We start from the raw sequence: 26,412 nt of genomic DNA, 5'->3' as shown, positions 1-26,412 counted from the left end.
TTACTCTTTGACCGCGGCGACGACGGAGATTTCAACCAGCAACTCGGGGCTGGCCATGCTCGCTTGCACGCAAGCACGGGCTGGAGCAAAACCGCTCGGCACCCAGTTATCCCACACGCTGTTCATTGCTGCAAAGTCGCTCATGTCTTTGATATAGATCGTTGCCGAGAGGATGTGCTCACGGCTGCTGTTAACCGATTTCAATAGCGCATCTACCTTCGCCAGCATGGTCTGGGTTTGGTGCTCAATACCCGCTGTGCGGTCTTCTGCAACTTGGCCGCACAGGTAAGCGGTATTGTTATGAACGACAACGCGGCTCATGCGTGCGGAGGTTTCATGGCGAGTGATATTCATGGTAGTCCTTGATTTTCTAAATATAAAGTGGGCACAGCGTACTGATCTGCGGTGTATGAGCCCAAGAGCCTACAGTCTAATCAGCTAAGGGCTGATTGACGAATCTGCTTTGGGTTTAAGATAGCCGCTCGACCTTTACCGCTGGCCAGACTGGAGTTGATTATGCCTGCTGCGTTACCCGCTTTAGCTTTTGCCGGAATAGGCCTGATGGGCCTGCCAATGACGCGTCGTTTACTGGCGGCGGATTACCCTTTGACGGTATGGAATCGTTCGCCTGATAAGTGCCAGCCGCTGATTGAGCAGGGCGCAAGCGCGGTGGGCCATCCGGCGCAGCTGTGTGCCAAGGCCGACATCGTCATGTTGTGCCTGGCTAATACCGATGTGGTGCGTGAAGTTGTGTTTGGTCCGGGCGGGGTGGTCGAGACAGCAAAACCGGGGCAGCTGTTGGTGGATTTTTCCAGCCTTGATCCCGCACAAACACGGGAAATGGCTGCCGAGCTTGAGCGTCGAACAGGTATGCGTTGGGTTGATGCGCCGGTCTCAGGCGGTACCGCTGGCGCCGAGGCAGGCTCGTTGGCAATCATGGCAGGCGGCACGGTTGCAGACATCGAGCAAATACGCCCTGTGCTGGCTCATCTCGGTCAGCGCCTTACGCGCATGGGCGATGTGGGCGCGGGTCAGGTGACCAAGGTGTGCAACCAAATGATTGTTGCCTGCAACGCTTTAGTGATTGCTGAGGTTGTAGCCCTGGCTGAAAAGTCCGGGGTTGATGCAAGCTTGATTGCACCAGCGCTAGCCGGCGGTTTTGCTGATTCAAAACCCTTGCAAATTCTTGCGCCGCAAATGGCCGCGAGCGAGTTTGAGCCAATCAAGTGGCATGTACGAACACTGCTTAAAGATTTGGATACTGCGGTGCGGGTCGCTCAGCAGACTGGCTCGGCAACACCGGTAACAGGTTTGGCGGCACAGCTGATGCGGTTACATGGCAGCCAAGGCAATCTGGAAAAAGATCCCGCTACGTTGGTCCAGCAATACCGCGAGGAAACAACATGAAAATCTGCGCAAATTTATCCCTGCTTTTCACCGAGTTGCCCTTGGTTGAACGCGTGGTTGCGGCCAGTGCAGCTGGCTTTGATGGAGTTGAAATCCAGTTTCCTTACGAGCTCCCAGCCATTCGCTTGAAGGAAGCACTTGAAGCTGCGGACATGCCGTTGCGTGTAATCAATCTACCCGCTGCGGATTTAATGACCGGGGGCTGGGGGTTGGCAGCGGTGCCTGCGCGTCAGGCAGAGTTTGATCAAGCGCTGGAAGCTGCTCTCAGTTATGCGGCAATGGTTCGCCCAGCCTTGGTTAATGTGCTGCCAGGGCGCTTGGCAGATGACGTTGAACCTGAGCAAGCGTTGCAGACCTTGGTCGCTAACCTACGCAAGACTGCCGATGCCTTCACTTTATTAGGCATTGCAGTGGTCTGCGAGGCGGTCAATACCACGGATATGCCCGGCTTTTTGATCAACAGTTCTGAGCAGCTGCGTGAGCTGCTGGGCATGGTTGATCATGCCAATTGCAGTGCGCAGTATGATTTCTATCACATGGCAATGCAGGGGGAAGATATCAGCGCGGGTATCCAGCGCCTGGAAGGCCGTATTGGTCACGTGCAGTTTGCTGATTGCCCCGGCCGTGGTGCTCCGGGTAACGGGGGACTGGACTTTATCAACGCATTGAAAACGCTCAAATCCAGCGGTTATGACGGCTGGATCGGGGCTGAGTACAAACCAGGAACTGAGGGCACGCAGGCCAGTTTGAGCTGGTTAAATCAGTGGCGCTCCATGCTGGGTCAGGCCTGATCTCCGCCTTCAGGTGCAGTTCCGTTATGAGCTTGGCTATGGGTTATACACAAAGCTGTTTTCTGTCGAGTAATCTGACAAAAAGGATAACAACTGCTGCATCGGGATCGGCCGGCTGAGCAGGTAACCCTGAATGCTGTCGCATCCCAAGTTACGCAGGAAGCTCAATTGCTCGGGTGACTCCACACCTTCCGCGACTACCTTTAGCTGCAGCGAGTGGGCCATCGCGATAATGGCCTGGACGATCTGCATGTCCTCATGCGAGCTGGGAATATCCTGAATAAAAGAGCGGTCGATTTTCAAGGTGTCGATGGGTAATCGCTTGAGGTAAGCCAACGATGAATAACCGGTACCAAAATCATCAACCGATAAACTGACGCCCTGCGCGCGGATTTCTTGCAGTAAGTCGACGGCTTGTTCAATGTTACCCATCAAGGCGTTTTCGGTGACTTCCAGCTCAAGTCGTTGCGCGGCAACCGAGAAATTCAGCAGCGCATCACTGACTTCCTTGACCAGCTCTTTGCGACCTAAGCTCAGAGCAGAGCAGTTGACTGCAATTTTGATTTGCTCGTGACCCGCGTCAGCTAATAGCGACAGGTCACAACACGCACGGCGCAGGACCCAGTTATCCAGTTCAGCGATAAACCCGTTGGCTTCTGCAATTCCAATAAACCGGTCAGGGCTGAGCAGGCCGCGTTGCGGATGCTGCCAGCGCACCAGTGCTTCGAGTTTGCTGAGCTTGCCGCTGTGTAGGTCGAGTATAGGCTGATAGAACAGTTGCAGGCCTTCGTCACTGCGCAACGCATTGTGCAATTCTTCTTCAAGCAATAGCTCTACACTCGCCTTGGCCTTTAGCTGAGAGTTAAACGAATGCATCTGGTTGCGTCCGCTGCCTTTGGCTTGATAGAGCGCGAGGTCTGCATGTTTGAGCAATTCATCCGGGGTGTCGCCATCTTCGGGAAACATGCTGATGCCAATGCTGGTTGTCATCACCATAGAGCGGCCATTGATAACGATAGGTTCTTTCACCGCCAGTAGAATGCGCCCGGCTAATACGCGGGCCTCATCTTTGGATTTTAGGCTAGCAAGCACGCATAACTCATCTCCACCGAGTCGCGAGAGTACGTCGTCATTACGTAAGGCAGAGCTGACGCGCCCGGCAATAACTTTAAGCATGCTGTCGCCGATGGCATGGCCCAAGCTGTCGTTGATTCGTTTGAAGTGGTCGATATCGATAACCAGCACACCAAGTGGGGTGCTGTTTTGCTGGTGCTTGAGCAGCTTCTCGGTGAATGCGAGATTTAAACCGCGACGGTTCAGGTGCTGAGTTAAACCGTCATAGTTGGCTGCTTGCTGTAAGGATGTGCGGGCGTGATCCAGTTGGTTGAGCAGGCTGTTCATCCGGCTAAAATCACGTTGATTGACCAGCAGTTGCTTGTCTCGAGCCGCTGCAATCAAACTGGCAGCAAACCCAAGCAGTGCGAGGCACGAGACAATCAGCGCCATGTGCGACTCGCCAATGAGCGCGGATGGTGGAGCCACTGTCGCTACGTCCGTGGCTATTGCTTCAATACCTGAGCTGTGAGCGAACTCAATCGCCAGTGCGAGCGAAACGCTCGCGGTGATCCGGCTTAACAGCGATATCGATGGTGTGTGCGCATACTGGCGTTCATAGCTGAATAGGGCAGCGCAACTGAATGCGCAGGAGAGTGTTAACGCGGCCATTACCAGCAGTGGCGAATAGAACAGGGCGATTACTTGATCATTTTGGGCTATTGCAAATACGTGCAGAACGCCGCTGCTGAGGCTTATCAACAGTGCTGTCGTCAATAATCGTGCAGGTTTTGCGTGGGTTTCAGAGATGCTCAACATCGCTAAAAAAGCTGAGACAGTGGCGACGCATAACGAACTGAAGTTTGCGCTTGCACCCGAAACAATGTGTGCATGCTCTGCTTCAGGTAACTGATTGATAAAGTGCAGTACCCAAGAACCGCTGCCTAAGCACAGCGCGCCAACAATACGCCATAGCCAGCGACTAAGTGGCTGCTGCGCTTGGCGGATGCGCTCAATCACTTCGAGTACGGTGTAGCAAGCAATGCTGACCAGTAAAAAAGCCAGCAACATCATGCCCAGGCTTTGGTGGCCATTTTCTAGCAGGCGGCCATCTGCTGGAATAAATCGAGTAAAGCGCAAGTCAATCCAATCCATGATTGCTTCTCCAGTAACAACTGCGCGTCGTTAACTTCAGTGCTGACGAAATAACTTTGGCTCAAGCAATTGTAGTCACTGGTTAATATTGCGCGCAGCAGCCAGCTATGCGTTGGCTTACAGCTATGGATTCAGCGCGCGAATAGTCACAGACATCTGCCGCCAGACGCTCTAGCTTGACGCCTGACTTGAAAGCTGGAGCGCTGTTGGGCCTCAGCAAAACAACAAAAATAATAGGAAGTTTCGCATGCAACCTACTCAACAGGCGGCCAATGCATGGCGCATTTTGTTTTTGCTGTTTCTGGCCAATATGTTCAATTTTTTCGACCGAACCATTCCAGCGATCATTATCGAGCCGCTGCGTAAAGAGTGGAGCCTGAGCGATCTCCAGCTCGGCTTGGTTGGCACTGCATTCACCATTGTTTACGCGATAGCTGGTGTGCCGCTTGGACGTATGGCAGATACCGGTGCGCGGCGCAAAATCATGGGGTGGGGGCTGGCTGCGTGGAGCGGCTTAACGGCAGTCAATGGGCTGGCCTGGAATTTCTGGAGTTTCTTGCTGATTCGCATGGGCATCGGCATTGGCGAGGCGAGTTATGCACCGGCGGCGAACTCGTTGATTGGCGACTTATTTCCCGCGCACAAACGGGCCAGAGCGATGGGCATTTTCATGCTCGGTTTGCCGATTGGCTTGATGTTGGCTTTTTTCACTATCGGCAGCATGGTGCGCATATTCGACAGCTGGCGCGCGCCATTTTTTATCGCTGCGGTGCCAGGTTTGCTGTTGGCGGTGATGATGTTCTTTATCAAGGAACCGCAGCGTGGTGCAGCAGAGCGTGTTGTGGTCGCGACCGCTAAAGTTGAAAAGCCGTTGCGCAAAGTCCTGGCCATCCGCACGTTTTGGTGGCTGGTGCTAGCAGGTTTGGCGTTCAACTTTGCAACCTATGCTTGCAACTCATTTATGGTGCCGATGCTGCAGCGCTACTTTCTATTGCCATTGGAGCAAGCTGCCGTGGCGACGGGCGTGATTGTTGGCTTGACCGGTCTGGTCGGTTTGACACTAGGCGGCTGGATTGCTGACAAGATTCACCAGCGCTCAGAGACTGGACGTCTGTTATTCGCGGCGCTGAGCATGTTGATTGCAACACTGGCAACCGGTTACGCGCTGTTTTCAGGACGTATTGATATCGCGGTATTTGTCGGCGTATTCAGCCTCGGTTGGTTGTTTTCCTACAACTTCTACACCTGCGTGTACACGGCGATTCAGGACGTTGTCGAACCTCGCTTGCGAGCCACGGCAATTGCGTTGTTTTTTGCCGGCCTGTATTTGCTGGGCGGTGGTCTCGGGCCATTGGCGGTGGGCTTGTTGTCTGATCATTTTGCCCAGACTGCGATGCTTGCGGCTGGCGCCAGCGAGATGACTGAGGCGTTCAAAGCAGTTGGCCTGCATGATGCAATGTATTTGATTCCAGTCGCTTTGTTTCTGACCATGCTGGCGCTGATTCAGGCCTCGCGCTGCTTTGCTGCGGATGCTCAGCGCATGCAGCACAAAATGTCCGTCGATGTGCCGCTTGAAGCTGGCGTAGCCTTAAGCTGAGCATTCGCGCAAACAAAAAGAAGCCCGCATTTGCGGGCTTCTTTTTGTTCGAGTCGACGGGTTAACCGGCGACCAATACGCGGATAGCTTCGAGGCGTAACGCGGCTTTATCGAGCGAGGCCAAGCCTTGCTCGCGCTGACTGCGCAGGGTTTCAATCTCGCTGTCGCGAACGCTTGGATTTACAGCTTGCAGTGCGGTGAGGCGCGCAAGCTCTTCATCCATATCGTTGGCGAGGCGTCGTTTAGCTTCGGCTACACGCTCGAGGTGACGCGGCATGACTTTCTCTTCACCGACACCGATCTGCGGGTTCAGTGAGTCACGCTGCGCCTGAACGAATTTGTTGGCGCTTGCACGCGGCACGCTTTCCAACTGGTCGTTGAGGGTTTCGAAGGCAACTTTGTGGGCGAGGTCATTACCGTTGGCGTCGAGCAAGCAACGCAGCGCCGCCGGTGGTAAGTAACGGCCAAGTTGCAAGGCTCGTGGTGCGACAACATCGCTGACATAGAGCAATTCAAGCAGCACGGTGCCTGGTTTTAGCGCTTTGTTTTTGATCAAGGCAACGCCGGTGTTACCCATTGAGCCGGAGCGCACCAAGTCCATGGCACCTTGCACCATTGGGTGTTCCCAGGTCAGGAACTGCATGTCTTCGCGGCTTAGCGCCAGGTTGCGGTCGTAGGTGATGGTCACACCTTCGTCGTCACCGAGTGGAAAGCTGGCGTCGAGCATCTTCTCGCTTGGCCGCAGGATCAGTGCGTTTTCGGAGTGGTCTTCACTGTCAATACCAAAGGCATTGAACAGCTGCTCCATGTAGATCGGCAACGCGAACTGATCATCTTGCTCTTCGATATCAGCCGCCAAGGTTTGACCTTCACCGGCCCCACCCGAGTTGAGTTCCAGCAGACGGTCGCGACCTGCATGCAATTCGCCTTCAAGGCGCACTCGCTCGGTTTTAGCTTCTTCAGCCAGTGCTTGCCATTCGTTGTCATCACCGCTTTCAAGCAACGGCAACATGCGGCTACCAAACTGGTGCTGCAATGCGTTACCCGTCGGGCAGGTGGCCAAAAATGCGTTGAGTGCATTGTGATACCACTGGAAGAGCCGCTCTTGCGGGCTGTTCTCAAGGTACGGTACATGCACCTGGATTTGGTGCTTTTGACCGATACGGTCAAGACGGCCAATACGCTGCTCAAGTAAGTCCGGGTGGGCTGGCAGGTCGAACAACACGAGGTGGTGGGCGAACTGGAAGTTGCGGCCTTCACTGCCGATCTCGGAACAGATCAACACCTGCGCGCCGAATTCTTCATCGGCGAAGTAAGCTGCCGCGCGGTCACGTTCAAGAATGCTCATGCCTTCATGAAACACGGTTGCGAGGATACCCGAGCGCACACGTAGCGCATCTTCAAGATCCAGCGCCGTTTCTGCATGGGCGCAGATTACCAATACCTTGAATTTTTTCAGCATCTTCAAGGTATCAATCAACCACTCGACCCGTGGGTCGAAGCGCCACCAGCGTTGCTCATCGTCTACTTCAGCTTGAGCTTGATAGCTGACTTCCGGGTACAGGTCTGGGTGCTCGCCGAGTGGCAGCTCCATGTACTCATCCGGGCTGGGTAGCGGGTAGGCGTGCAACTCACGCTCAGGGAAGCCCTGTACCGCGGCGCGGGTGTTACGGAACAGCAGGCGTCCAGTGCCGTGACGGTCGAGCAGCTCGCGGATCAGGCGTGCCGAGGCTTCGCTGTCGCCGTCATTGACGGCTGCCAGCAGGCCTTCGCCTTCTGCACCGAGAAAGTCATGAATGGTTTTGTGTGCTTCTGGCGACAACCGACCTTGATCCAACAACTCCTGAACGGCCTCGGCAATCGGCCGATAGTTGGCACTTTCAGCGCGGAAGGCTTCGAGGTCGTGGAAACGGTTCGGGTCGAGCAGGCGCAAGCGGGCAAAGTGGCTGTCTTGGCCAAGTTGCTCAGGCGTTGCCGTCAGCAGCAGAACACCGGGAATCACTTCAGCCAACTGTTCAACCAGCGAGTATTCAGGGCTGGAGCGCTCAGGGTGCCAAACCAAGTGGTGCGCTTCGTCGACCACTAGCAAGTCCCAGCCCGCTGCAAACAAAGCGTCTTGGGCTTTTTCATCTTCGCGTAGCCATTCCAGCGCAACCAGTGCCAGCTGGCAGTCTTCAAACGGATTGCTGGCGTCGCTTTCGATAAAACGCTCAGCATCGAACAGGGCGACGTCGAGGTTAAAGCGACGACGCATTTCCACTAGCCACTGATGCTGAAGGTTTTCGGGTACCAGAATCAGTACACGATTAGCCCGGCCAGAGAGCAGTTGGCGATGGATCACCATGCCTGCTTCAATGGTTTTGCCCAAGCCTACTTCGTCAGCCAACAGCACGCGCGGTGCAATTCGGTCAGCCACTTCGCGGGCAATGTGTAGTTGGTGCGGGATAGGTTGGGCGCGAACACCGCCCAAGCCCCAGAGCGACGATTGCAGGTGGTTGCTGGTGTATTCAAGTGTGCGATAACGCAAGCCGAACCATGCCAGCGGATCAATCTGGCCGGCGAACAGGCGGTCGCTAGCCAAACGGAACTGAATGAAGTTTGAGAGCTGGGTTTCCGGCATGGTCACGCTTTGATGCTGCGCGTTAAGACCGTGATAAACCAGCAGACCGTCGATATCGTCGACTTCCTGTACGGTCAGCTTCCAGCCTTCAAAGTGGGTGATCTCATCGCCAGGCGAGAAACGCACACGCGTAAGCGGTGCACTGCGCGCGGCATATTGACGGGTTTCGCCAGTCGCCGGGTAAAGTACCGTGAGCATGCGGCCTTCCTGCATAAGGATGGTCCCCAACCCCAGCTCTGCTTCGCTGTCACTGATCCAGCGTTGCCCCGGTTCATACTGCTGCGCCATGCCTGTCTCCCGCGTGAAAAAGCCGACTATGGTAACCGGAACACCGGGTTTAGGCCAAAGCCGCATTGATCTTTTAGCGTTTTGGTGGCTATAAGAAATAATAAAGGTGCGAAAAGTGTAGTGAGGCTACCCTCATGTTTGCACAAAATTGGCCGACAGACTGACCAAAGGAGGGCACAACCTGTGTTGCCACCGATCCCGCATAGCTTGGTCCCTGTCACTGCTAGTCAGGATGTGGTCAAGCCAAAACCGCTGACCTTGCCGGTCGTGCCTGTGGCCGAAAGTAGCAAGGAGAGTGCGCTCAATCTCGATAAACGCCATCCGCAAGATGCCCTGGCGATCCTGCGCGAAGAACAGCGCCGCCAACAAAAGCGTTATGCCGCCGCATTGTTGGCAGAGGCAGACGAAGAATCAGGACCCCCTGAAACTCCAGACGAGGATTTCCCGCGTCAGGGATTGTGGGTGGATATTGAAGTCTGAATATTCACCTATGCGTCACACCGCTTGTACTGAGTGAATATCGCTGTGAGCTTATTTGCCGATACCTCTTTGCAATTGCCCGATGCTGAGTTGGATTTCTATCCGCAATGGCTCACTGCGGAACTGGCCGACCAGTGGTTTCAGGTACTTCATCAGCAAACACCTTGGCAGCAACCTCAGGTAAAGGTGTTTGGCCGAGCGCACCCGGTGCCGCGCTTACTGGCCTGGTATGGCGATGAGGGGATTGGCTATCGTTATTCAGGTTTGTATCACGCACCGCTGCCATGGACGCCGCTGCTGGCGGATATCCGCGCGCGACTCAGTGCTTATGTGGGACAGCCGCTCAATGGTCTGCTGCTCAATTACTACCGTGATGGCCAGGACTCAATGGGCTGGCACAGCGATGACGAGGTCGAATTGGGGCATAATCCGATTGTGGTTTCGTTGAGTCTTGGCGGCAGTCGACGCTTTGATTTGCGCCGTAAAGGCCAGCAGCGTATTGAACATTCGTTGCAGTTGGATCATGGCTCGCTACTGGTCATGCGCGCGACAACCCAGCATTATTGGCAACACCAGATAGCCAAGACGCGTAAACCCTGCGCACCGCGGCTTAATCTGACTTTTCGTTATGTGCTGAACGGGGACGGCTTAGGTCATGAGTAACGACGACAACTTGATTGATTTCAACGCCGAGCGCGGCAAGCGTATTCACGACCTGCACGACAAGAAACTGGATGAAATGCGCAAGGCATTTGAGCAGGCCTTGCCATTGCCCAAAGCCAAGAAAAAGTCGAAAGGTAAATCGAAAAAGCGCTAAACAGACTCAAGCTCCAACCGTTCTATTGACCTGGATCAGTGTCTGCGACTGATCCACTCCCGCCTCGGGATCATTATTGATCCAAGTCAAATCTTGTCTGCCTGACGTTGCGTACCTTGGAGTCATTCCAGATCACGCGCCGTTTAGGAGGCAACCATGTTTATCGATACTGTAGTTATTGCTGGTATTGGCACTGTACTGCTGATGTTCGCCTTCTTTGGTGGGGTCGGCATGTTTATTTGGAAGGACTCGCACAAGCGCAAGTAAGGCTGAGTCTTTCAACACGACTGCACGCAAGGCAGCTTCAGGCGACTTAGGTCGCCTTTTTTTTTGCCGGTCACGCCTGCAATGGGTATGGCTGAATACCGACATGCTGCATGTGGACAGCGGAAAATGTCCCAGGTTATCCAGGTTCTGAGCTCATCTGGCAGAGCCTTGCCCGTCGAGGTACAGGGTCGAACACAGGATCAGGAGCGTGAGCCCCCGTTCGGAGTGATCAAACGCCAATGCGGTTTTGTGGCCACGCGTCTACGTGGCTACGTGCATAGGTTGACACGCAAAGCCCCCGTGTTACTGCTGATGGTGTTTGTCCTGTCAAACCTATGGGTAGCGCGCTGACGAATGCAGGGGACGTGCGCCTGTAATCTGGGAAATGGCTACTGCGCCAGGTATTAATGGGGCGCCTTGGCTGCGGCCCTGACGGGCTGAACAGCGCGAATTAAATGTTCGCTTAGAACAACTAAGATCGAGCGCGACCGCCGGACGTTTTATCCCACAGTTGACTCACTGGCGCTATCACTTCGGGCCAGTCTTTAGTTAGTACGGCCGTCGCTCGCTAACTTTCTAACAGTTTCTAGTCTTTTGTTATGGGCTGTAAGCTTTACTGCATATTGCAGCGGTTTATTATTTAAATTTTCGCATTGTTTCTTTTTGTAATGTTGTGCGCTAATGAGTGGATAAGGTGATAGCGTGGATTTTGTTTTACGAACACCATTCATTTATATAAGGAAGTAAACATGACTGGTTACACCTATGTTTCGCCGGCAGCTAATAACTATCCAGGATTGGATCGCGGATTTAATCAGCGGTACCTGCTCGAGCAAGGTCTGGATGAAGTGAATGGCGAGGGAGTTTATTTAGCCAAGACGACAGATGATGTTTTAAGTGCTCTTAATGACATCAACAATAATCACACTCCGTTATCAGGTGAAATCAGAGTTATTTCAGGAGGGCACTGTTATGAAGATTTTACCTTCAATCGACGTGATGATGCATCGACGAGTAATAAAACTCGTTTTGTGATTGACCTGAGTAATATGCGGGGTATTACGGAGGAAAATGTTAATGGTGTGGACTATATTGTCGTTGAGCCCGGCGCATCAAACTGGTTGATTCAACAAACCTTACACTCCGAGTATGGTGCAACCCTACCGGGCGGCTCTTGCTATTCAGTCTGCGCTGGAGGCCATATATCAGGTGGTGGTTATGGACTGTTATCCCGACTGCACGGCCTGACGGTCGATTACCTTGCTGGCGTCGAAATGGTTATTCCTGACGAAACGGCAGGGTTTGCCATCAGGGCATTTGACGAGGCTGATAGCGACAGCCTGAATTGGGCAAGTCGTGGGGGCGGTGCAGGTCACTTTGGTGTTACGACCAAATATTATTTCAGAAAAGACAAGGTTCCTACTGCCCCGGAGCGGGCACTGTTCGTCGCCTTACCTGTGCCATGGAGTCAGTTTGCTGATAACACGGATGGCGCAGGAGAAGCTAATTTCACCACCTTTATGCAAGCTTACTATACGGCGGCCAGCAAGCTCGCGGGTCAGGCCTTCACGCTAGGTAAATTCACGTATATGACAGACGCGGCGGATGTGATGTCCATCGTCATCCAGGTCGTTTACGGTGAAGGGTCGGGTCATAGTTCAACGCTGGGAGGCATCGATATTGCGCCTATCACAACTCAGGTTGGCGCACTGGAAGTCATCCGCAGTTTTTCGGCTGAACTCGATCAATGGATAGCTGAACCAGAGACCTCCCAATGGCATAAGCAACGTTTCCACTTGGTCGGGCACCCCGTATCTGCGCAGGTAGCAATCGATACAATTTATGATTTACCCTGGATTGATATGACGCAGCTGCTTAATGGTTCCGGTGAAAATCAGAACGGGAAATATAAAAGCAGTTACATGATTACCAACTTCGTGGGTGCAGAGGCGGTATCCATTTATCAGTTTTTGACTGATGCTCAGGCCACTAACTTAGCCCCCTCGTCAGCAGATAAATCACAAACCCTTATTCAGATTGACAGCTACGGATTGCAAGTCAATAACATGGATGTTGGGCCTGTCGGTAACACCGCCATTGCGGCCCGAAGTTCATTACTCAAAACACAGTATCAGACCTACTGGAAAACACAGGTCGGCACGACGTCTGCACAAGCCACGCAAATTGAGATGGATATCGTGTCTTGGTTTAATGCCGGTTATAATAATATTTATTCCAGCGGCACAGCGGGTGACTCTGCCTTTCCAGTCTGGGGAACTAAGTACCAGGGCTGTTACTTTAATTACCCTGATCGACAGTTAGGTGTGAACGACGGTTATGCTCCAGATCCAGGGGAGACCTACGGTGATTTTCTGGGTATTTATTTCGGTGAATCCGTTGCGGCAAAATTAAAAACAATCAAAACGGCAATCGACCCTGATAATGTTTTCTCTTACTCTCAATCAGTATTGAACAAATCCTCCTGATTGAGTCTACGGACTGATATTCAGCCAGTCTGGAGCAGACTGGCTGAAGCTTCGTGGATAAACATAGCTTCGCTGTGTTTTAGTTTAGACGTGCCGCCGTTTAACGATTGATCTTGGCAGATTGTTAGCAGAGGTTAATAACGTCGCCTGTGCTGAAAACCGTGTGCCTTATTGTTTTCACGCGATCCATGATTTACGACTTGGGCTATAACTTTGTCGTTGTACCTCGGGTGTGCAGTACCCAGGTCGCAAGCCCCGGTAATCTGCAAGCGGTGCGCTTCAAGCCGTCGTTGAGGACTCGCACCGTCTAAAATTCTCGCCAGTCTATTTCGCAGAATTGTTAGCTTGGGCTGGACGAATTTAGTTAGCTGACTAATAATTGCTGCGCGAAGCGCTTTTCTAAGCCGTTGAAATGTTAGCGCGCAACAAACGTGCAGATAGCAAGCTGTGAAAGCGGTTGGGCCGCACGCGACTTTGTGGGTCGTGAATGAGCCATCTTTCTAGCCTCGCAATAGCTTGCGCGAAAGTTTTAGAGGCTTGTTGGTGTCAATCCGCTATTTTCATATGTGAGCCATCTTTCGGACGCAGTTATGCCCCACGCTTTACTGGCCTTCATTGCGCCTAGCCGACAAGCCATACAATTTGCAATTAAAACCCTGCTGGGAGCCGGGTTGGCGCTGTGGTGCGCGATGCGTTTTGGGCTGGAACAACCGGTGTGGGCGATGATGACTGCGATCATCGTGGCGCAGCCGTTGTCAGGCATGGTCGTACAGAAAGGCTTGGCGCGAATGGTCGGCACCATGATCGGAACCATTATGTCCGTGGTGTTCATCGGTCTTTTTGCACAGACGCCGTGGGTGTTTATCGGGGCGCTCGCGATCTGGTTGGCGATGTGTACTGCCTCTTCAACCATGCTCCGCAGCGCCTGGTCATATGCCTTTGTGCTTGCAGGCTACACTGTTGCCATTATTGGCTTGCCTGCAATCAGTAGTCCGCTGACGGTTTTTGATCAAGCGGTTGCGCGCTGCACGGAAATCTCTCTGGGTATCCTCTGCGCGACCGCGGCTAGCGCGATCATCTGGCCGCAAAGGGTCGAGGTACAACTGATCAAGCAGGCCAACGTGGCCTGGCGTGCAGGCTTGAACGCCGCCTCGTTGGCATTGGCTCAAGAGGGGCATGCGCGACAAGGCCTACTGCAAGTCCTGGGGCATATTGTTGCGGTTGACTCACAACGCGAACATGCCTGGTTTGAGGGCACGCGGGGGCGTCAGCGTGCTGCTGCGCTACGGGTCTTGAGTCGTGATTTACTCAGTATGTTGCGCCTTGCCCGCGGGGTTGGCCGCCAGTTACGGCAGCTCAGTGCGCAAGAGCGAGAATGTATCGAACCCCTGATTATCGCTGCGCGTGAGCAGTTTGATATGGAGCACATGACGGGTTTGGATGAGCTGGCCGAGCGGGTTCGTTTGGCCGCACTGAGCGAGCGATTGAATCCCGTGCAGCAGATCTGCCTGGAGCGCTTATTGCTGTTGGTCACACGCATGCAAGTTGCCGATCACTCGCTGCACGCAGTCGAGCAGGGGGTTGCTCCGCGCAATACCCCAGACCCACTGTCATGGCACAGCGACTGGCAGACGGCATTGGTTTACGGCGCGCGTAGTGCCTTGGCATTCCTGGCGTTTGCTACGTTCTGGATGGCGACAGGCTGGACCTTTGCCTCCGGCGGTATATTGATGACGGCGGTGGTCTGCAGTTTGTTTGCCAGTCGCGATAATGCGGCGCAGATCGGCATGATGTTCTTGCGCGGGATTTTTTACGCGATTCCAGTTGCTTTTGTAGTGGGTGAGATTGTCTTACCGCAACTGAGCAGCTTTGCCATGCTCTGCTTGGCGATGGGCGTCCCGTTATTTTTTGCTGCGTTAGGTATGTGCAATCCGGCAACTGGCGCCACGGCCACCTCTTTTGCGCTGCACTTTATTTTGCTGTGTTCGCCGCAAAACCAAATGAGTTTTAGTGTCACTTATTTCCTTAATACCGCGCTGGCATTAATCGCCGGTGTTGGCTTTGCCGTGCTGGCATTCAAGCTGATCTCGATCCGTAGCCCACGCTGGTTGGGCGGTCGATTATTGAGTGCAACATTGAATGATCTACGGCGTTTGACTCGACGCCCTCTGAATGGCGCCGAAAACTGGTTTGGCGGGCGTATTGCTGATCGTTTATTACAGCTGGCGCGGCATTACCCCGCGCTTCCTGACGAAACCCGGACGCGCTGGGATGACGGCATCGCCAGCCTCGATCTGGGGGATGAATTACTGCACTTGCGCGCCTGTCTTGAGGCGGGTAACAAGTCGGTTGGTGTCGCTGAGCAGCATTTCTTGCAGCAACTGGATCAACAGCTACGAATGGGGCCGGGGCCAGAGCGTGAACAGGTCCTGGATGCAGCCGTTGAGGCGTTATTGCAGGCGCTAGATGCCAATACTTCTAGTATTGACCGACGCTTGGCACGAGCCGCTTTGTTGCAGTTACAGCTCGGATGGAAAAACTGGTGTGCTCACAAAGGAGAGCAATATGGGCTTGCATGAGTGGTCGATAGGCGGTGTCCTGCTCAGCCCGTTTCTTATTTATGTGGTGTTGGCGTTTGCGGTCACCGGGGTCTTGCGTTTGCTGCTTGCACGCCTTGGCGCTTCACGCTGGATCTGGCATGAAGCGCTGTTTGATACGGCGCTGTTTGTGTGTGTGTTAGCAGGCATTGTTGCGGTGCTTGGGCGTTAGTCATGGAGAATCAATTTATGCGTTCAACTATTCGGGTGTGCATTACCCTCGCCGTCGTTTTGGCTGCATTGTTTGCGGGCCATTGGCTATGGAATTACTACATGTATTCGCCATGGACGCGCGACGCTCGAGTACGCGCCGATATTGTGACTATTGCGCCTGACGTTTCCGGGGCGGTGGTGGGTTTGTCAGTCAAGGATAACCAGCGAGTCAGTGTCGGCGATCCGCTGATGCAAATTGATCCCGAGCGCTATGATGTTGCCCTTGAGCAGGCCAAGGCGGTATTGGAGACCCGCAAGCAACAGTTGAATTTGCGCCAGCATGAAGCGTCCAGGCGTGCTCGCTTGGGGCCGCAGGCAATCAGCGCCGAGTTGCGGGAAAACTCGCAGATCAGCGCGCAAATTGCTTTGGCTGAATACCATCAAGCAGAGGCTGAAGTGAAACAAGCCGCGCTGAATGTATCGCGCAGCCGATTACAAGCAACGCGTAACGGTTACATCACCAATTTGCAGCTGGCGGAAGGTAATTACGTGAATACCGGCGAGCCGGTGCTGGCGCTGGTGGATGAAGACTCTTACTACGTGCAGGCCTACTTTGAAGAAACCAAACTGCCGAAGATTTCGGTAGGCGATGAGGTCGAGATTTGGCTAATGAGTTATCAGTATCCGCTCAAAGGTCAAGTGCAGAGTATCAGTCGCGGTATTACCGACCGCAACGCCAGCCCAGACACGCAACTGCTGGCCAATGTTGAACCGACCTTCAATTGGGTGCGCTTGGCGCAGCGTATTCCGGTGCGCATCAAGCTTGATAATATGCCGGAAGAAGTTTTGTTGAGCGCGGGTATGACCGCCAGCGTTAAGGTGCTGGATAAGCGTTAATCACTGCGCCGAGATAACCCGTTGTCATCTCGGCGCACGGCTTTAGAAACGTGCAACCTTGGCGGGCGTGCGCTGCATGATCACCTTGCCAGCGCGAATCGAGGTCAAGGCATAACCCTGGGTGCGAATCATTTCGTAGTCGCTTGGCGCCGACAACAGCAGCAGGTTGGCAGGGCGACCGACTTCCAGTCCATAACGCTCACCTAGGTTTAACGTGCGGGCGCTATTGTCGGTAATCAGATCAAGGGCGCGCAGCAAATCGGCGTAACCCAGCATGTGGCAGATGTGCAGGCCTGCTTCGAGAATCCGCAGAATATTGCCATTGCCCAGCGGATACCATGGGTCAACAATCGAGTCTTGAGCGAAGCAGATATTCATCCCCGCGCGATCAATTTCGGCAACACGAGTTAACCCGCGACGTTTCGGATAAGTGTCAAAACGCCCTTGCAAGTGAATGCTTTCGGTCGGGCATGAGACGAAGTTGATTCCTGACATTTTTAACAAACGAAACAGCTTCGAGCAGTAAGCGTTATCGTATGAACCCATTGCCGTGGTGTGACTGGCGGTGACTCGAGCGCCCATGCCGCGCACTCGAGCCTCTTCGGCCAGCACTTCCAAAAAGCGCGAATGCGGGTCATCGGTTTCATCGCAATGCACATCGACAAGGCAGCCAGTACGCTCGGCCAGGTCCATCAAAAACTTGATTGAGCTAACGCCTTGATCGCGGGTATTTTCAAAATGTGGAATGCCTCCCACAACATCGGCGCCTAACTCTACCGCTTGCTCCATCAGTGCGCGGCCGTTGTTGAATGACTCAATCCCTTCTTGCGGGAACGCAACTATTTGCAGGTCGATCAGGTGGCGAGTTTCTTCGCGTACCTCAACCATGGCCTTGAGTGCGCCCAATGTTGGGTCAGTGACATCAACGTGCGTGCGCACATGCTGGATACCGTGCTCAACCAGCATGTCGATGGTTTTTTTAGCTCGCATTTTAGTGTCTTCGTGGGTGACCTGAGCTTTGCGTTGGCCCCACAGTTCTATGCCCTCAAACAGGGTTCCGCTCATGTTCCACGCCGGGTCGCCAGCGGTGAGTGTGGCATCAAGGTGTATATGCGGCTCAACGAAGGGTGCAATAACCAGGTTGCCGCCCGCATCAAGGTCGTCCGATACCGCGCTAATCGTTGGGTTGTGCAGATTGATTTCTGCGATCCGGCCCTGCTCCAAGACGATTCGGTATAGGCCTTCGCGACCGCGTAGTCTGGCGTTAATAATGTTCATGCAGTGCTCCTGGCTGAGCGAGAAGAGGAGAGCCGCCATATCAGCAAAGCGAGGCTGATATTCAGGCGGTCGTGGGGATTAGTAAATGAACTGCCGGTTAGGGTTTCTATGCGCTGCGTCCGGTAACTCATGGTATTGCGGTGTACGCCAAGGCGTTGCGCTGCGAGCGCGAGATTACCGTTCTCGTGGAACCAGGCCTCAAGCGTTGGCATTAGTACGGGGTCGTGGCGGCTGTCATCGCTGATGATGGGGCCGAGCACCTTGTCGACGAACTGGTCGAGCACGCTGCGATCACGAATGGCGCCAAGCAATTCAATCGCACCCAACTCGTTAAAGCTGCAAACCCCCAGACGCTCAGGGAATGATTGCGCGGCAACCAAGGCTTGGCGGGCTTCACGCAAGCCGTGAGCAAAATGTTCTGGGCCATGACCACCTGCGCTCAGGCCTAGGTAAAGACGCAGAGGCGCCAGTTCTGGACTGAGCTGTTCAATCAATTCCAGTAGCGCTTGGCGATTATGTTGCTGGTCAATCCTCGCGCTGGCTGGGAGCAGGGCAATCCAGTGTTCGCCCTGACATACCGGAGACAGTGCTTCACCGAGAGCGTCCAACTGATGATGCAATGCACGCTGCAAACGCTCGCGGCTGCGTTGCAGGATACATTCAGCTTGATCTGCGCCAAAGGCTTCGATTAAACGTTCGCTGCCTTCGAGTTTAAGCAGCGCGACTTGCCGCGCGGTCGCCAATGGCAGGCCTAAGCTGCGTGCTCGTTGCAGCAGTGAGTCGAGCGACTGCACATCACCTTCGAGCAATTGTTCAAGCAAATGTTGGCGTGAACGGCCAAGCATCTGCGTTTGGACCAATGCTGTGCCGATGGCTTGTGTGACCACCACCATTTTCAGCGAATAAGGTTGTTCTATCAGTGGCACGCCCAACTGCTGTGCCGTTGCGATGACGCTTTGCGGGATATCCTTGATGTACTCAAGACCAGTCAAAATGACCAGGCCGGCTGCGCCACGCTCATGTGCCTGGCGCGTCAGCAGTAACAGGTTTTCTTCATTGCGCGGGTGATTGATGCCAGTGACGAACACCAATTCGCCGCCCATTATCCACTCGGCAATGCTGTTGTTCTCGGCTACATAGGGCCAGCGTACGGGGTTGCTCTGCATCGCTTCGCCAGCCCGCAAGCGCATGCTGTCGAGGCCGGGAAGCGCCAGTACGTCGGCCACGGTGAGGCTCATTTAGTTAACTGAACCCGTGATGTTTGCAGCGCTTTTGGCTGGCGCCGGGCTGAGTATTTTTGACAGCACGATGTAAGCAAATGCAGCTACGCCAATCCCAACAATCGGTGCAACCCATGGCGACATGTACGCGCACACCGCGCCAATTACATAAGCGCTCAGGCCAATCCAGTTGAACGCCGGTAATTGGCTGTCGGCAAGTTTTGGATAACGGCCTTTATGGCCGTAGAAGAAGTCCGCCATGATCACCCCACCAATGGGTGGAATGATCGAGCCGAGTAGAATCAGGAATGGAATCAGCATTTCGTACATACCGGCAATCGCCAGCAATGTACCGATGCCCGCGCCGGCAACAGTCACCAGTTTGCGGCGGCCAGTGCGCAGCAAGTTGCAGCCAGCGGCGGCGAAGTTATAGATGGTGTTGTCCTGAGTAGTCCACAAGTTGAGAAACAGCATCACCACTGCTGCCATCGACAACCCTTGCAGCACCAATACTTCAACCACGTCAGGCTGTTGGTAAACGATGGCGCCGTAAGCGCCAGCAACAATCATCAAGCCGTTGCCGATAAAGAAACCGAACAAACTTGCAAGCATCGCCACTCGGCCGCTTTTAGCAAAGCGCGTCCAGTTGGTGGCCTGGGTTGCACCGCTGACAAAGGTGCCGAAAACCATGGTGATAGCCACGCTCAGACTCATGCTTTCCTTGGGTTCGATCGCCATCAAAGCGCGCATGCCGCCAGCATCACGGGTGGCAATCCATAATGAACAACCGAGCAACACCATCATCGCCGGGACCGCCACCCGTGAAAGCATATCCAAGCCTTTGTAGCCGATGAATGCGGTGATGCAGAAGCCAAAACCAAACAGCACCATCAGCGCTGTCGTCAGTCCTTCTGGTAGACCGAGAATCTTCACCAGAACGATGGCGATGGTTGCAGTGCCCCACGCGTACCAACCGATCTGGGTAAAGCCGAGCAGTACATCAGACAACTTGCTGCCGACTTCACCGAAGCAAAAGCGGCCCATCAGTACCGAGTTCAAACCGCTGCGACAGGCGATCAGGCCCAGCACAGCAGCGTAAAGACCGAGCAACAAATTACCAATTACTGCCGCCCAGATCAGTGATGTGAAATCAAATGCCATGCCGATTTTGCCGCCCGCAAACATGGTGGCGGTGAAGAAGGTAAAGCCGAACAATAAAATAGAAGTCGAAAACAGCCCTTTGCGTGCGCCTTGCGGGACTTCGCTGAGCGGGTAGTCGCTATCGTTGTTGGTGGTAGACATAGGTTGAACTCCACAGGGGTCAGTGAAGTATTTGGCATAGCAGGTGGCGTGCCAGTCCGCTAATTCTTCAATACCCACTTCACACAGAATGATAGTCACAAAGTATTTTGTGCATCATGCACAAAAAAATTGCGATATCAGTGGCGATTGCCAGGAAGTATTGTGGTGGATAAACAGCGGTGGTCAAGTGTGGTGCATGCAAAATATACATGCACACTCAATGTGCGCTGGCACATGCGTCAAACTCAGCGCACAGGCGGGTAGCCGTTCAGGAGCGACCGATTTAGCTGACTGTAACCTGTGGCATTGGTGGCATTTCAACTGTTTGCTTTTTGCGTGGAGCCAGAATTTCGGCTTCACCGTCAACTACGATTTCATCACGCTGATTGACTACGCGAGTCGCGATGCGCACGCGAAACTTTGGCAGTTTTTCGAGAATTTCCAACTGCACGGTGAGGGTGTCACCGAGTTTTACTGGCAGAGTGAAACGCATTGTCTGCCCCAGATAAATAGTGCCCGGCCCCGGCAATTCACAGGCGACTGCTGCACTGATCAATGCGCCGCTGAACATGCCATGCGCAATGCGCTCCTTGAACATGCTCTCGGCAGCAAACTGGGGATCCAGATGCACAGGATTGTTGTCGCCAGAAACTGCGGCAAATAGCTGTACGTCACGCTCCTCGACAGTCTTGCTGTAAGTGGCTTTCTGGCCGACGTCGAGTTCGTCGTAAGGCGTATTGCTGAGTTGGCTCATCAGTGGATCTCCTGGGTATCGGAACGAAACGGGTGTGGCTGGCCAAGTGTCTGCTCCAACCATTCAATAATAAAACTGCTGACTTCATCGCGATTGCTCTCGTTGAGCAATTCGTGGCGAGCTTCAGGGTAAATCTTCAGCGCAACATGGCGCTTGCCAGCTTCTTTAAGTGCGCCCGCTAAGTTTGCTAGACGTTTGCCTTGGCTGACGGGGTCACGTGCGCCGCCAATTATCAGGAACGGCAGGTTGGGTTCTATCTGGGCCAGTTTCGCGCGAGGGGTGATTCCTTGCAGCCCCGCTAGCAAGTCGAGCCATAGCTGATTGCTGCAACGAAAACCGCAGAGCGGATCGTTGACGTATTTATCAACTTCGTCGGGATCACGGCTCAGCCAGTCAAACCCGGTGCGGTTGGGTTTGAAGGCCTTGTTGAAAGAGCCGAATGAGAGAAAGTCGATCAGTGAGCTATGTCCTGTTGGCCCTTGGCGCCACGCTTCAAACCTGGCGATTGCCCGCGCACTTTTATACAGCGCAACCGGTTGATAGTTAGAGCCAGAAAGCACCACGCCGTGCACGCTGCTGCTGTGTTGCATCAGGTAAGCCTGAGCGATATAGCTGCCCATGCTGTGGCCGAGGAGAAATATCGGCGCTTGCGCATGCTGATGACGGATCAAGTGATTAATACACGCCAGATCATTAACCACCAAATTCCAACCGTTGCTGTCAGCGTAGTGGCCCAGGACACCATTTTCGGCGGTTTTGCCGTGGCCGCGTTGGTCGTGCGCATAGAGTTCAAAGCCATTGGCTGCCAACGTCTCGCCAAAGCGGGCATAGCGGCTGCTATGTTCAGCCATGCCGTGGGCCAGCATGACGATCGCCTTGGGCGGCTGTTGGCCAAACCAGTGGTTCACGTACAGCGGCGTGTTATCACTACTCTTATGCCAAAAAGCTTCGTGTTGCATGACGAATCCTTAGCTGACGTGAAAAGCTATTGTAGGGCCGGCCCGGGTGGTTTGACAGTCGAATGACTTGAATAAAGATTCATGGCATTGATGAAGGTTGTTTGGCTATATGCGTACCGGTGAGTAACTGCTAACTTCCGTTCAGCCCGTGCAGGTCCAAATCGGCAATTACCCGCTACGCTTATTGCGTGCACTTAGCTATGGGGTGAGCAGGGTATAGCTATCCAATCCAGGTAGCCGCTTACTTAATAGGTAGACAGCCTAACTGTGGAGAGTGGGCCAGTTCATGGCCTGCTCTAAAAACGGGAAGATATCTTTCAGGGGAAGGGGATAAAAATAATGCAACCTGAGTTCTGGAGCGGTAAACGCGCCACTGGTGTACCCGATAACATTGATATGAATGCGTTTCGCTCAGTCAATGAAGTGTTTGAGCGATCCTGCAAAAAGTTCGCTGACCGTCCAGCATTCAGCAACATGGGCGTGACGCTGACTTACGCTGAGCTGGATCGTCTATCTGGCGCTTTTGCCAGTTATCTGCAAAAACGTACCGACCTCAAGCCGGGCGACCGCATTGCCGTGCAAATGCCCAATGTCCTGCAATATCCGATCGCCGTGTTCGGTGCGATGCGCGCCGGGCTTATCGTGGTCAATACCAACCCGTTGTACACCGCCCGTGAAATGCGTCACCAGTTTAAAGACTCGGGTGCGCGCGCATTGGTCTACCTGAATATGTTCGGAAAACTGGTGCAGGATGTGCTGCCAGATACCGATATTGAGTACCTGATCGAAGCTAAAATGGGTGACCTGCAACCGGCGCTTAAAGGCTGGTTGGTCAACACCGTGGTTAAGAAAGTCAAGAAGATGGTCCCTGACTACCATCTGCCGCAAGCATTGGCGTTCAAAAGCGTACTCAAGCAAGGGCAGGGTGGCGCACTGCAGCCGATCAGTGCTGAACATGATGATATTGCCGTGCTGCAATATACCGGCGGCACCACGGGTGTGGCCAAGGGCGCGATGCTGACCCACGGTAATCTGGTCGCCAATATGCTGCAGATTGATGCCTGCATGCAGCAGCTTGATGACGACGGTGCACCGCTGATGAAGCAAGGCCAAGAGGTGATGATTGCACCGCTACCGCTTTATCATATCTATGCATTCACCGCGAATTGCATGTGCATGATGGTTAACGGCAACCATAACGTGCTGATTACCAACCCACGTGATATTCCAGGCTTTATCAAAGAGTTGGGTAAGTGGCAGTTTTCCGCGCTACTGGGGTTGAACACCCTGTTTGTCGCCTTGATGGATCATCCTGAGTTTAAGAATCTCGATTTCTCCAAGCTCAAACTTACTAACTCAGGTGGCACTGCTCTGGTTAAGGCCACCGCTGAACGCTGGCAAGAGATCACAGGTTGTATGGTGGTTGAAGGTTACGGTCTGACCGAAACATCGCCCGTTGCCAGTACTAACCCATACGGTAAGTTGGCGCGTTTGGGTACGGTTGGTCTTCCTGTGCCGGGTACTGCTTTCAAAGTGGTCGATGACGATGGCGTTGAACTGCCTTCTGGTGAGCGTGGTGAACTGTGCATCAAAGGCCCGCAAGTCATGAAGGGTTACTGGCAGCGAGCTGAAGCGACGGCGGAAGTGTTGGACGCTGAAGGCTGGTTCAAGACTGGCGATATCGCGGTGATTGATGAGGATGGCTTCACCCATATTGTTGACCGCAAGAAAGACATGATCATCGTCTCTGGCTTCAACGTTTATCCTAACGAAATCGAAGATGTCGTCATGGGCCATCCACAAGTAGCGAGTTGCGCAGCGGTGGGTGTTGCTGATGAGAAATCAGGCGAGGCGGTTAAGCTTTTCGTCGTCGCACGTGAAGGGGGGCTTGACGAAGCTGAGTTGAAAGCATTCTGCAAAGAGAATTTCACAGCCTACAAGGTACCCAAGCAGATTGTGTTCCGTGACTCCTTACCGATGACACCGGTTGGCAAAATTCTGCGCCGAGAGCTTCGCGATACTGCTTGAACGGTGAGTTAAATCGCAGTCCTGAGCCTTCAGGACTGCGCTGAAAGCACAAGCTGGGCCTCGGAACGTGTTGTTTCTAGGTCCGGCTTTTTTTATGGCGAGATAGGAACATATGATTATTTGACGGTCGGCAAGGCGATCGGCGTAAAGTGTTTGGCAGAACAAATGCTCGGACTGTTGCCGCGAAAGTGAGAGTTGCTTGATTTGCAGGCTGCCTGTGACTGTTGTGTTGATATTCGTATCGGTTGTGACTGGCCTGGTCTTGTTTGGTGCTGGTCGATCTCTGGCAAAGCTGCTACCCTCGGCCCGCTTTTGGCCTGTGCGATGGTCAAGCTTCAGGCATATAAACAACAATACAACTGCCCGATTGGCAGTGATGAATAGATGTAACTGAGGAGTGGGCTTCCATGATCGAAAACTTCTGGAAGGATAAGTATCCAGTTGGGGTTGCTGCCGAGATCAACCCGGACCAATACCCTAATATCCAAGCGGTTTTGCAACAGTCCTGCCAGCGTTTCGCTGATAAGCCTGCTTTCAGCAATCTGGGGAAAACCCTGACCTACGGCGATATTTACAAATTGTCTGGTGAGTTTGCAGCCTACCTGCAAAATCACACTGATCTGCAGCCCGGCGACCGTATCGCCGTGCAAATGCCCAATATTCTGCAGTACCCAATTGCTGTGTTTGGTGCAATCCGTGCGGGTTTGGTTGTGGTCAACACCAACCCGCTGTACACCGCACGTGAGTTGGAGCACCAATTCAATGACTCCGGCGCTAAAGCATTGGTCTGCCTGGCCAATATGGCGCACTTGGCTGAGCAAGTAGTGGCAAAGACTGGGGTCAAAAGCATTATCGTCACTGAAGTGGGCGATATGCTGCCAATGTTCAAGCGTCTGGTCGTCAATACCGTCGTCAAACACGTTAAGAAAATGGTGCCTGCATACAATCTGCCGCAGTCAACCCGCTTTCTTGACGCTCTGGCTAAAGGCCGTGGCCAGGCGGTGAAAGAAGCCAGTCCTGCCAATGGTGACGTTGCGGTACTGCAATACACCGGCGGTACGACCGGTGTGGCTAAAGGGGCGATGCTCACGCACCGCAACCTGGTCGCCAATATGCTGCAAGTCAGAGAGCTGATGGGCGCCAACCTTAATGACGGTTGCGAAGTGGTGGTGGCCCCGTTGCCGCTTTATCACATCTATGCGTTCACCTTTCATTGCATGGCAATGATGCTGATCGGCGCGCACAATATTTTGATTACTAACCCGCGTGACTTGCCTGCGGTGGTGAATGACCTGTCCAAGTACAAGTTCACCGGTTTCGTTGGCCTCAACACGCTGTTTGTTGCGCTGAGCAATTTCGAGGGCTTTCGCAAGCTTGACTTCTCTTCGCTGAAACTCACCGTTTCTGGCGGTATGGCCTTGCAGCAGGCTACTGCCGAGCGCTGGAAAGCGGTAACCGGTTGTGCGGTATGCGAAGGTTTTGGCATGACCGAAACCAGCCCGGTCGCCACGGTCAACCCATTCAGCGCCATTCGTTTGGGGACTATTGGTATTCCGGTGCCATCGACACTGTGTCGAATTGTCGACGATGAAGGCAAAGTGCTTGAGATCGGCGAGACGGGCGAGATCTGCGTCAAAGGCCCACAAGTCATGAAAGGTTACTGGCAGCGTCAGGAAGCCACCGATGAAGTGCTTGATGCCGATGGCTGGCTAAAAACCGGCGACATCGGTTTGATTGAGCCGGATGGCTATTTGCGCATTGTTGACCGCAAGAAAGATATGATTCTGGTGTCGGGCTTCAACGTTTATCCGAACGAACTGGAAGACGTGTTGGCAACTCTGCCTGGCGTTTTGCAGTGTGCAGCCATTGGTGTGCCGGACGAGAAGTCGGGTGAGGCAATCAAGGTCTTCGTCGTGGTTAAACCAGGTGAAAACGTCACTAAAGAGCAAGTCATGGCGCACATGCGCGCTAACCTGACCGGCTACAAAGTGCCGAAGTGTGTTGAGTTCCGCGACGTGCTGCCAACCACCAATGTGGGTAAGATTCTGCGCCGCGAACTGCGCGACGAAGAGTTGAAGAAGATCAACGCCCAGTAATGAGTGTTGGTTGCTGACAAAACCCCGCAGATGCGGGGTTTTGTCGTTTATGTACTGATGAAAAATGCTGCCGCAGTTCGCGGCTCGCTGGCTGTGACCCATCGTCTGCGGAAATCTGCGACAATTAGCGGCTGCAAGCCATTCCATGCCCCCTCAAAGAATTGCCC

Annotated in this window: 21 protein-coding genes; 13 read left to right on the top strand and 8 right to left on the bottom strand. The window is 53.7% G+C overall.

Translation table 11 applies throughout. The features are described from left to right. A complete protein-coding gene (locus tag B9K09_RS15660) occupies positions 1–354 on the bottom strand; it encodes a RidA family protein (protein WP_087517691.1) in 354 nt (117 codons plus the stop codon). 162 nt (positions 355–516) lie between these two features. Here B9K09_RS15660 and B9K09_RS15655 point away from each other — a divergent pair, with 162 nt between their 5' ends. Together B9K09_RS15655 and B9K09_RS15650 are read left to right on the top strand one after the other, a co-directional pair. Beyond that, complete coding sequence (locus B9K09_RS15655; protein WP_087517690.1) at positions 517–1,407, top strand: NAD(P)-dependent oxidoreductase; 891 nt, start codon at positions 517–519, stop codon at positions 1,405–1,407. Continuing rightward, positions 1,404–2,198 carry a hydroxypyruvate isomerase family protein gene (locus B9K09_RS15650; RefSeq protein ID WP_087517689.1) on the top strand — a complete coding sequence of 265 codons (795 nt, stop codon included), beginning with the start codon at positions 1,404–1,406 and terminating at the stop codon, positions 2,196–2,198. The genes B9K09_RS15655 and B9K09_RS15650 overlap by 4 nt, the downstream gene beginning before the upstream one ends. A gap of 36 nt (positions 2,199–2,234) precedes the next feature. On the opposite strand, the gene B9K09_RS15645 is transcribed toward B9K09_RS15650, so the two are convergent. Beyond that, positions 2,235–4,406: a bifunctional diguanylate cyclase/phosphodiesterase gene (locus B9K09_RS15645; protein WP_087517688.1), complete on the bottom strand. Its 2,172-nt coding sequence runs from the start codon at positions 4,404–4,406 to the stop codon at positions 2,235–2,237. 247 nt (positions 4,407–4,653) lie between these two features. On the opposite strand from B9K09_RS15645, the gene B9K09_RS15640 reads away from it, so the two are divergent. Then, entirely contained in the window at positions 4,654–6,003 is a 1,350-nt protein-coding gene (locus B9K09_RS15640; RefSeq protein ID WP_087517687.1) for an MFS transporter, read from the top strand. 61 nt (positions 6,004–6,064) lie between these two features. Here the strand turns inward: B9K09_RS15640 and rapA are convergent, their stop codons facing one another. Continuing rightward, positions 6,065–8,911, bottom strand: coding sequence for an RNA polymerase-associated protein RapA (gene rapA / locus B9K09_RS15635; RefSeq protein ID WP_087517686.1), 2,847 nt, complete (start codon positions 8,909–8,911; stop codon positions 6,065–6,067). Positions 8,912–9,094: 183 nt separating this feature from the next. Here rapA and B9K09_RS15630 point away from each other — a divergent pair, with 183 nt between their 5' ends. The 8 genes from B9K09_RS15630 (at position 9,095) to B9K09_RS15600 (ending at position 16,608) form a co-directional block, all read left to right on the top strand. Further along, positions 9,095–9,391: an aspartate-semialdehyde dehydrogenase gene (locus B9K09_RS15630; protein ID WP_087517685.1), complete on the top strand. Its 297-nt coding sequence runs from the start codon at positions 9,095–9,097 to the stop codon at positions 9,389–9,391. 45 nt (positions 9,392–9,436) lie between these two features. Beyond that, positions 9,437–10,054 carry an alpha-ketoglutarate-dependent dioxygenase AlkB gene (locus B9K09_RS15625; RefSeq protein ID WP_087517684.1) on the top strand — a complete coding sequence of 206 codons (618 nt, stop codon included), beginning with the start codon at positions 9,437–9,439 and terminating at the stop codon, positions 10,052–10,054. Continuing rightward, positions 10,047–10,208, top strand: a complete 162-nt coding sequence (locus B9K09_RS22695) for a hypothetical protein (RefSeq protein WP_087517683.1) — start codon at positions 10,047–10,049, stop codon at positions 10,206–10,208. Before B9K09_RS15625 ends, B9K09_RS22695 begins: the two co-directional genes overlap by 8 nt. Before the next feature lie 156 nt (positions 10,209–10,364). Next, positions 10,365–10,475 carry a cytochrome c oxidase subunit CcoM gene (ccoM, locus tag B9K09_RS22895; protein WP_305882795.1) on the top strand — a complete coding sequence of 37 codons (111 nt, stop codon included), beginning with the start codon at positions 10,365–10,367 and terminating at the stop codon, positions 10,473–10,475. A gap of 749 nt (positions 10,476–11,224) precedes the next feature. Further along, entirely contained in the window at positions 11,225–12,961 is a 1,737-nt protein-coding gene (locus B9K09_RS15615; protein ID WP_087517682.1) for an FAD-binding protein, read from the top strand. Between the two features lie 590 nt (positions 12,962–13,551). After that, positions 13,552–15,540 (top strand): FUSC family protein, encoded by a 1,989-nt coding sequence (locus B9K09_RS15610; RefSeq protein WP_087517681.1) that lies wholly within the window; start codon positions 13,552–13,554, stop codon positions 15,538–15,540. Next, a complete protein-coding gene (locus B9K09_RS15605) occupies positions 15,527–15,730 on the top strand; it encodes a DUF1656 domain-containing protein (protein ID WP_087517680.1) in 204 nt (67 codons plus the stop codon). Before B9K09_RS15610 ends, B9K09_RS15605 begins: the two co-directional genes overlap by 14 nt. Positions 15,731–15,747: 17 nt before the next feature. Next, complete coding sequence (locus tag B9K09_RS15600) at positions 15,748–16,608, top strand: HlyD family secretion protein (RefSeq protein WP_087517679.1); 861 nt, start codon at positions 15,748–15,750, stop codon at positions 16,606–16,608. 42 nt (positions 16,609–16,650) lie between these two features. Here B9K09_RS15600 and codA read toward each other — a convergent pair whose 3' ends face one another. From codA to B9K09_RS15575, 5 genes are all read right to left on the bottom strand, one after another. Next, a complete protein-coding gene (codA, locus tag B9K09_RS15595; protein ID WP_087517678.1) occupies positions 16,651–17,886 on the bottom strand; it encodes a cytosine deaminase in 1,236 nt (411 codons plus the stop codon). Next, on the bottom strand, positions 17,883–19,124 hold the full coding sequence (locus tag B9K09_RS15590) for a PucR family transcriptional regulator (RefSeq protein ID WP_087517677.1): 1,242 nt from the start codon (positions 19,122–19,124) through the stop codon (positions 17,883–17,885). The genes codA and B9K09_RS15590 overlap by 4 nt, the downstream gene beginning before the upstream one ends. Then, positions 19,125–20,408, bottom strand: a complete 1,284-nt coding sequence (codB, locus tag B9K09_RS15585; protein ID WP_087517676.1) for a cytosine permease — start codon at positions 20,406–20,408, stop codon at positions 19,125–19,127. It lies immediately after the preceding gene. Between the two features lie 283 nt (positions 20,409–20,691). Further along, a complete protein-coding gene (locus B9K09_RS15580; protein WP_087517675.1) occupies positions 20,692–21,162 on the bottom strand; it encodes a MaoC family dehydratase in 471 nt (156 codons plus the stop codon). After that, positions 21,162–22,121 (bottom strand): alpha/beta hydrolase, encoded by a 960-nt coding sequence (locus tag B9K09_RS15575; RefSeq protein WP_087517674.1) that lies wholly within the window; start codon positions 22,119–22,121, stop codon positions 21,162–21,164. Before B9K09_RS15575 ends, B9K09_RS15580 begins: the two co-directional genes overlap by 1 nt. 339 nt (positions 22,122–22,460) lie before the next feature. Between B9K09_RS15575 and fadD2 the strand changes: the two genes are divergently transcribed. Both fadD2 and fadD1 read left to right on the top strand, forming a co-directional pair. Further along, positions 22,461–24,149 carry a long-chain-fatty-acid--CoA ligase FadD2 gene (gene fadD2 / locus B9K09_RS15570; protein ID WP_087517673.1) on the top strand — a complete coding sequence of 563 codons (1,689 nt, stop codon included), beginning with the start codon at positions 22,461–22,463 and terminating at the stop codon, positions 24,147–24,149. A gap of 407 nt (positions 24,150–24,556) precedes the next feature. Beyond that, positions 24,557–26,245 (top strand): long-chain-fatty-acid--CoA ligase FadD1, encoded by a 1,689-nt coding sequence (gene fadD1 / locus B9K09_RS15560; protein ID WP_087517671.1) that lies wholly within the window; start codon positions 24,557–24,559, stop codon positions 26,243–26,245. Positions 26,246–26,412: the final 167 nt, after the last annotated feature.

The sequence above is a fragment of the Pseudomonas sp. M30-35 genome, assembly GCF_002163625.1.
Classification (GTDB): Bacteria; Pseudomonadota; Gammaproteobacteria; order Pseudomonadales; family Pseudomonadaceae; genus Aquipseudomonas.
This window is presented reverse-complemented; position numbering and strand designations above follow the sequence as displayed.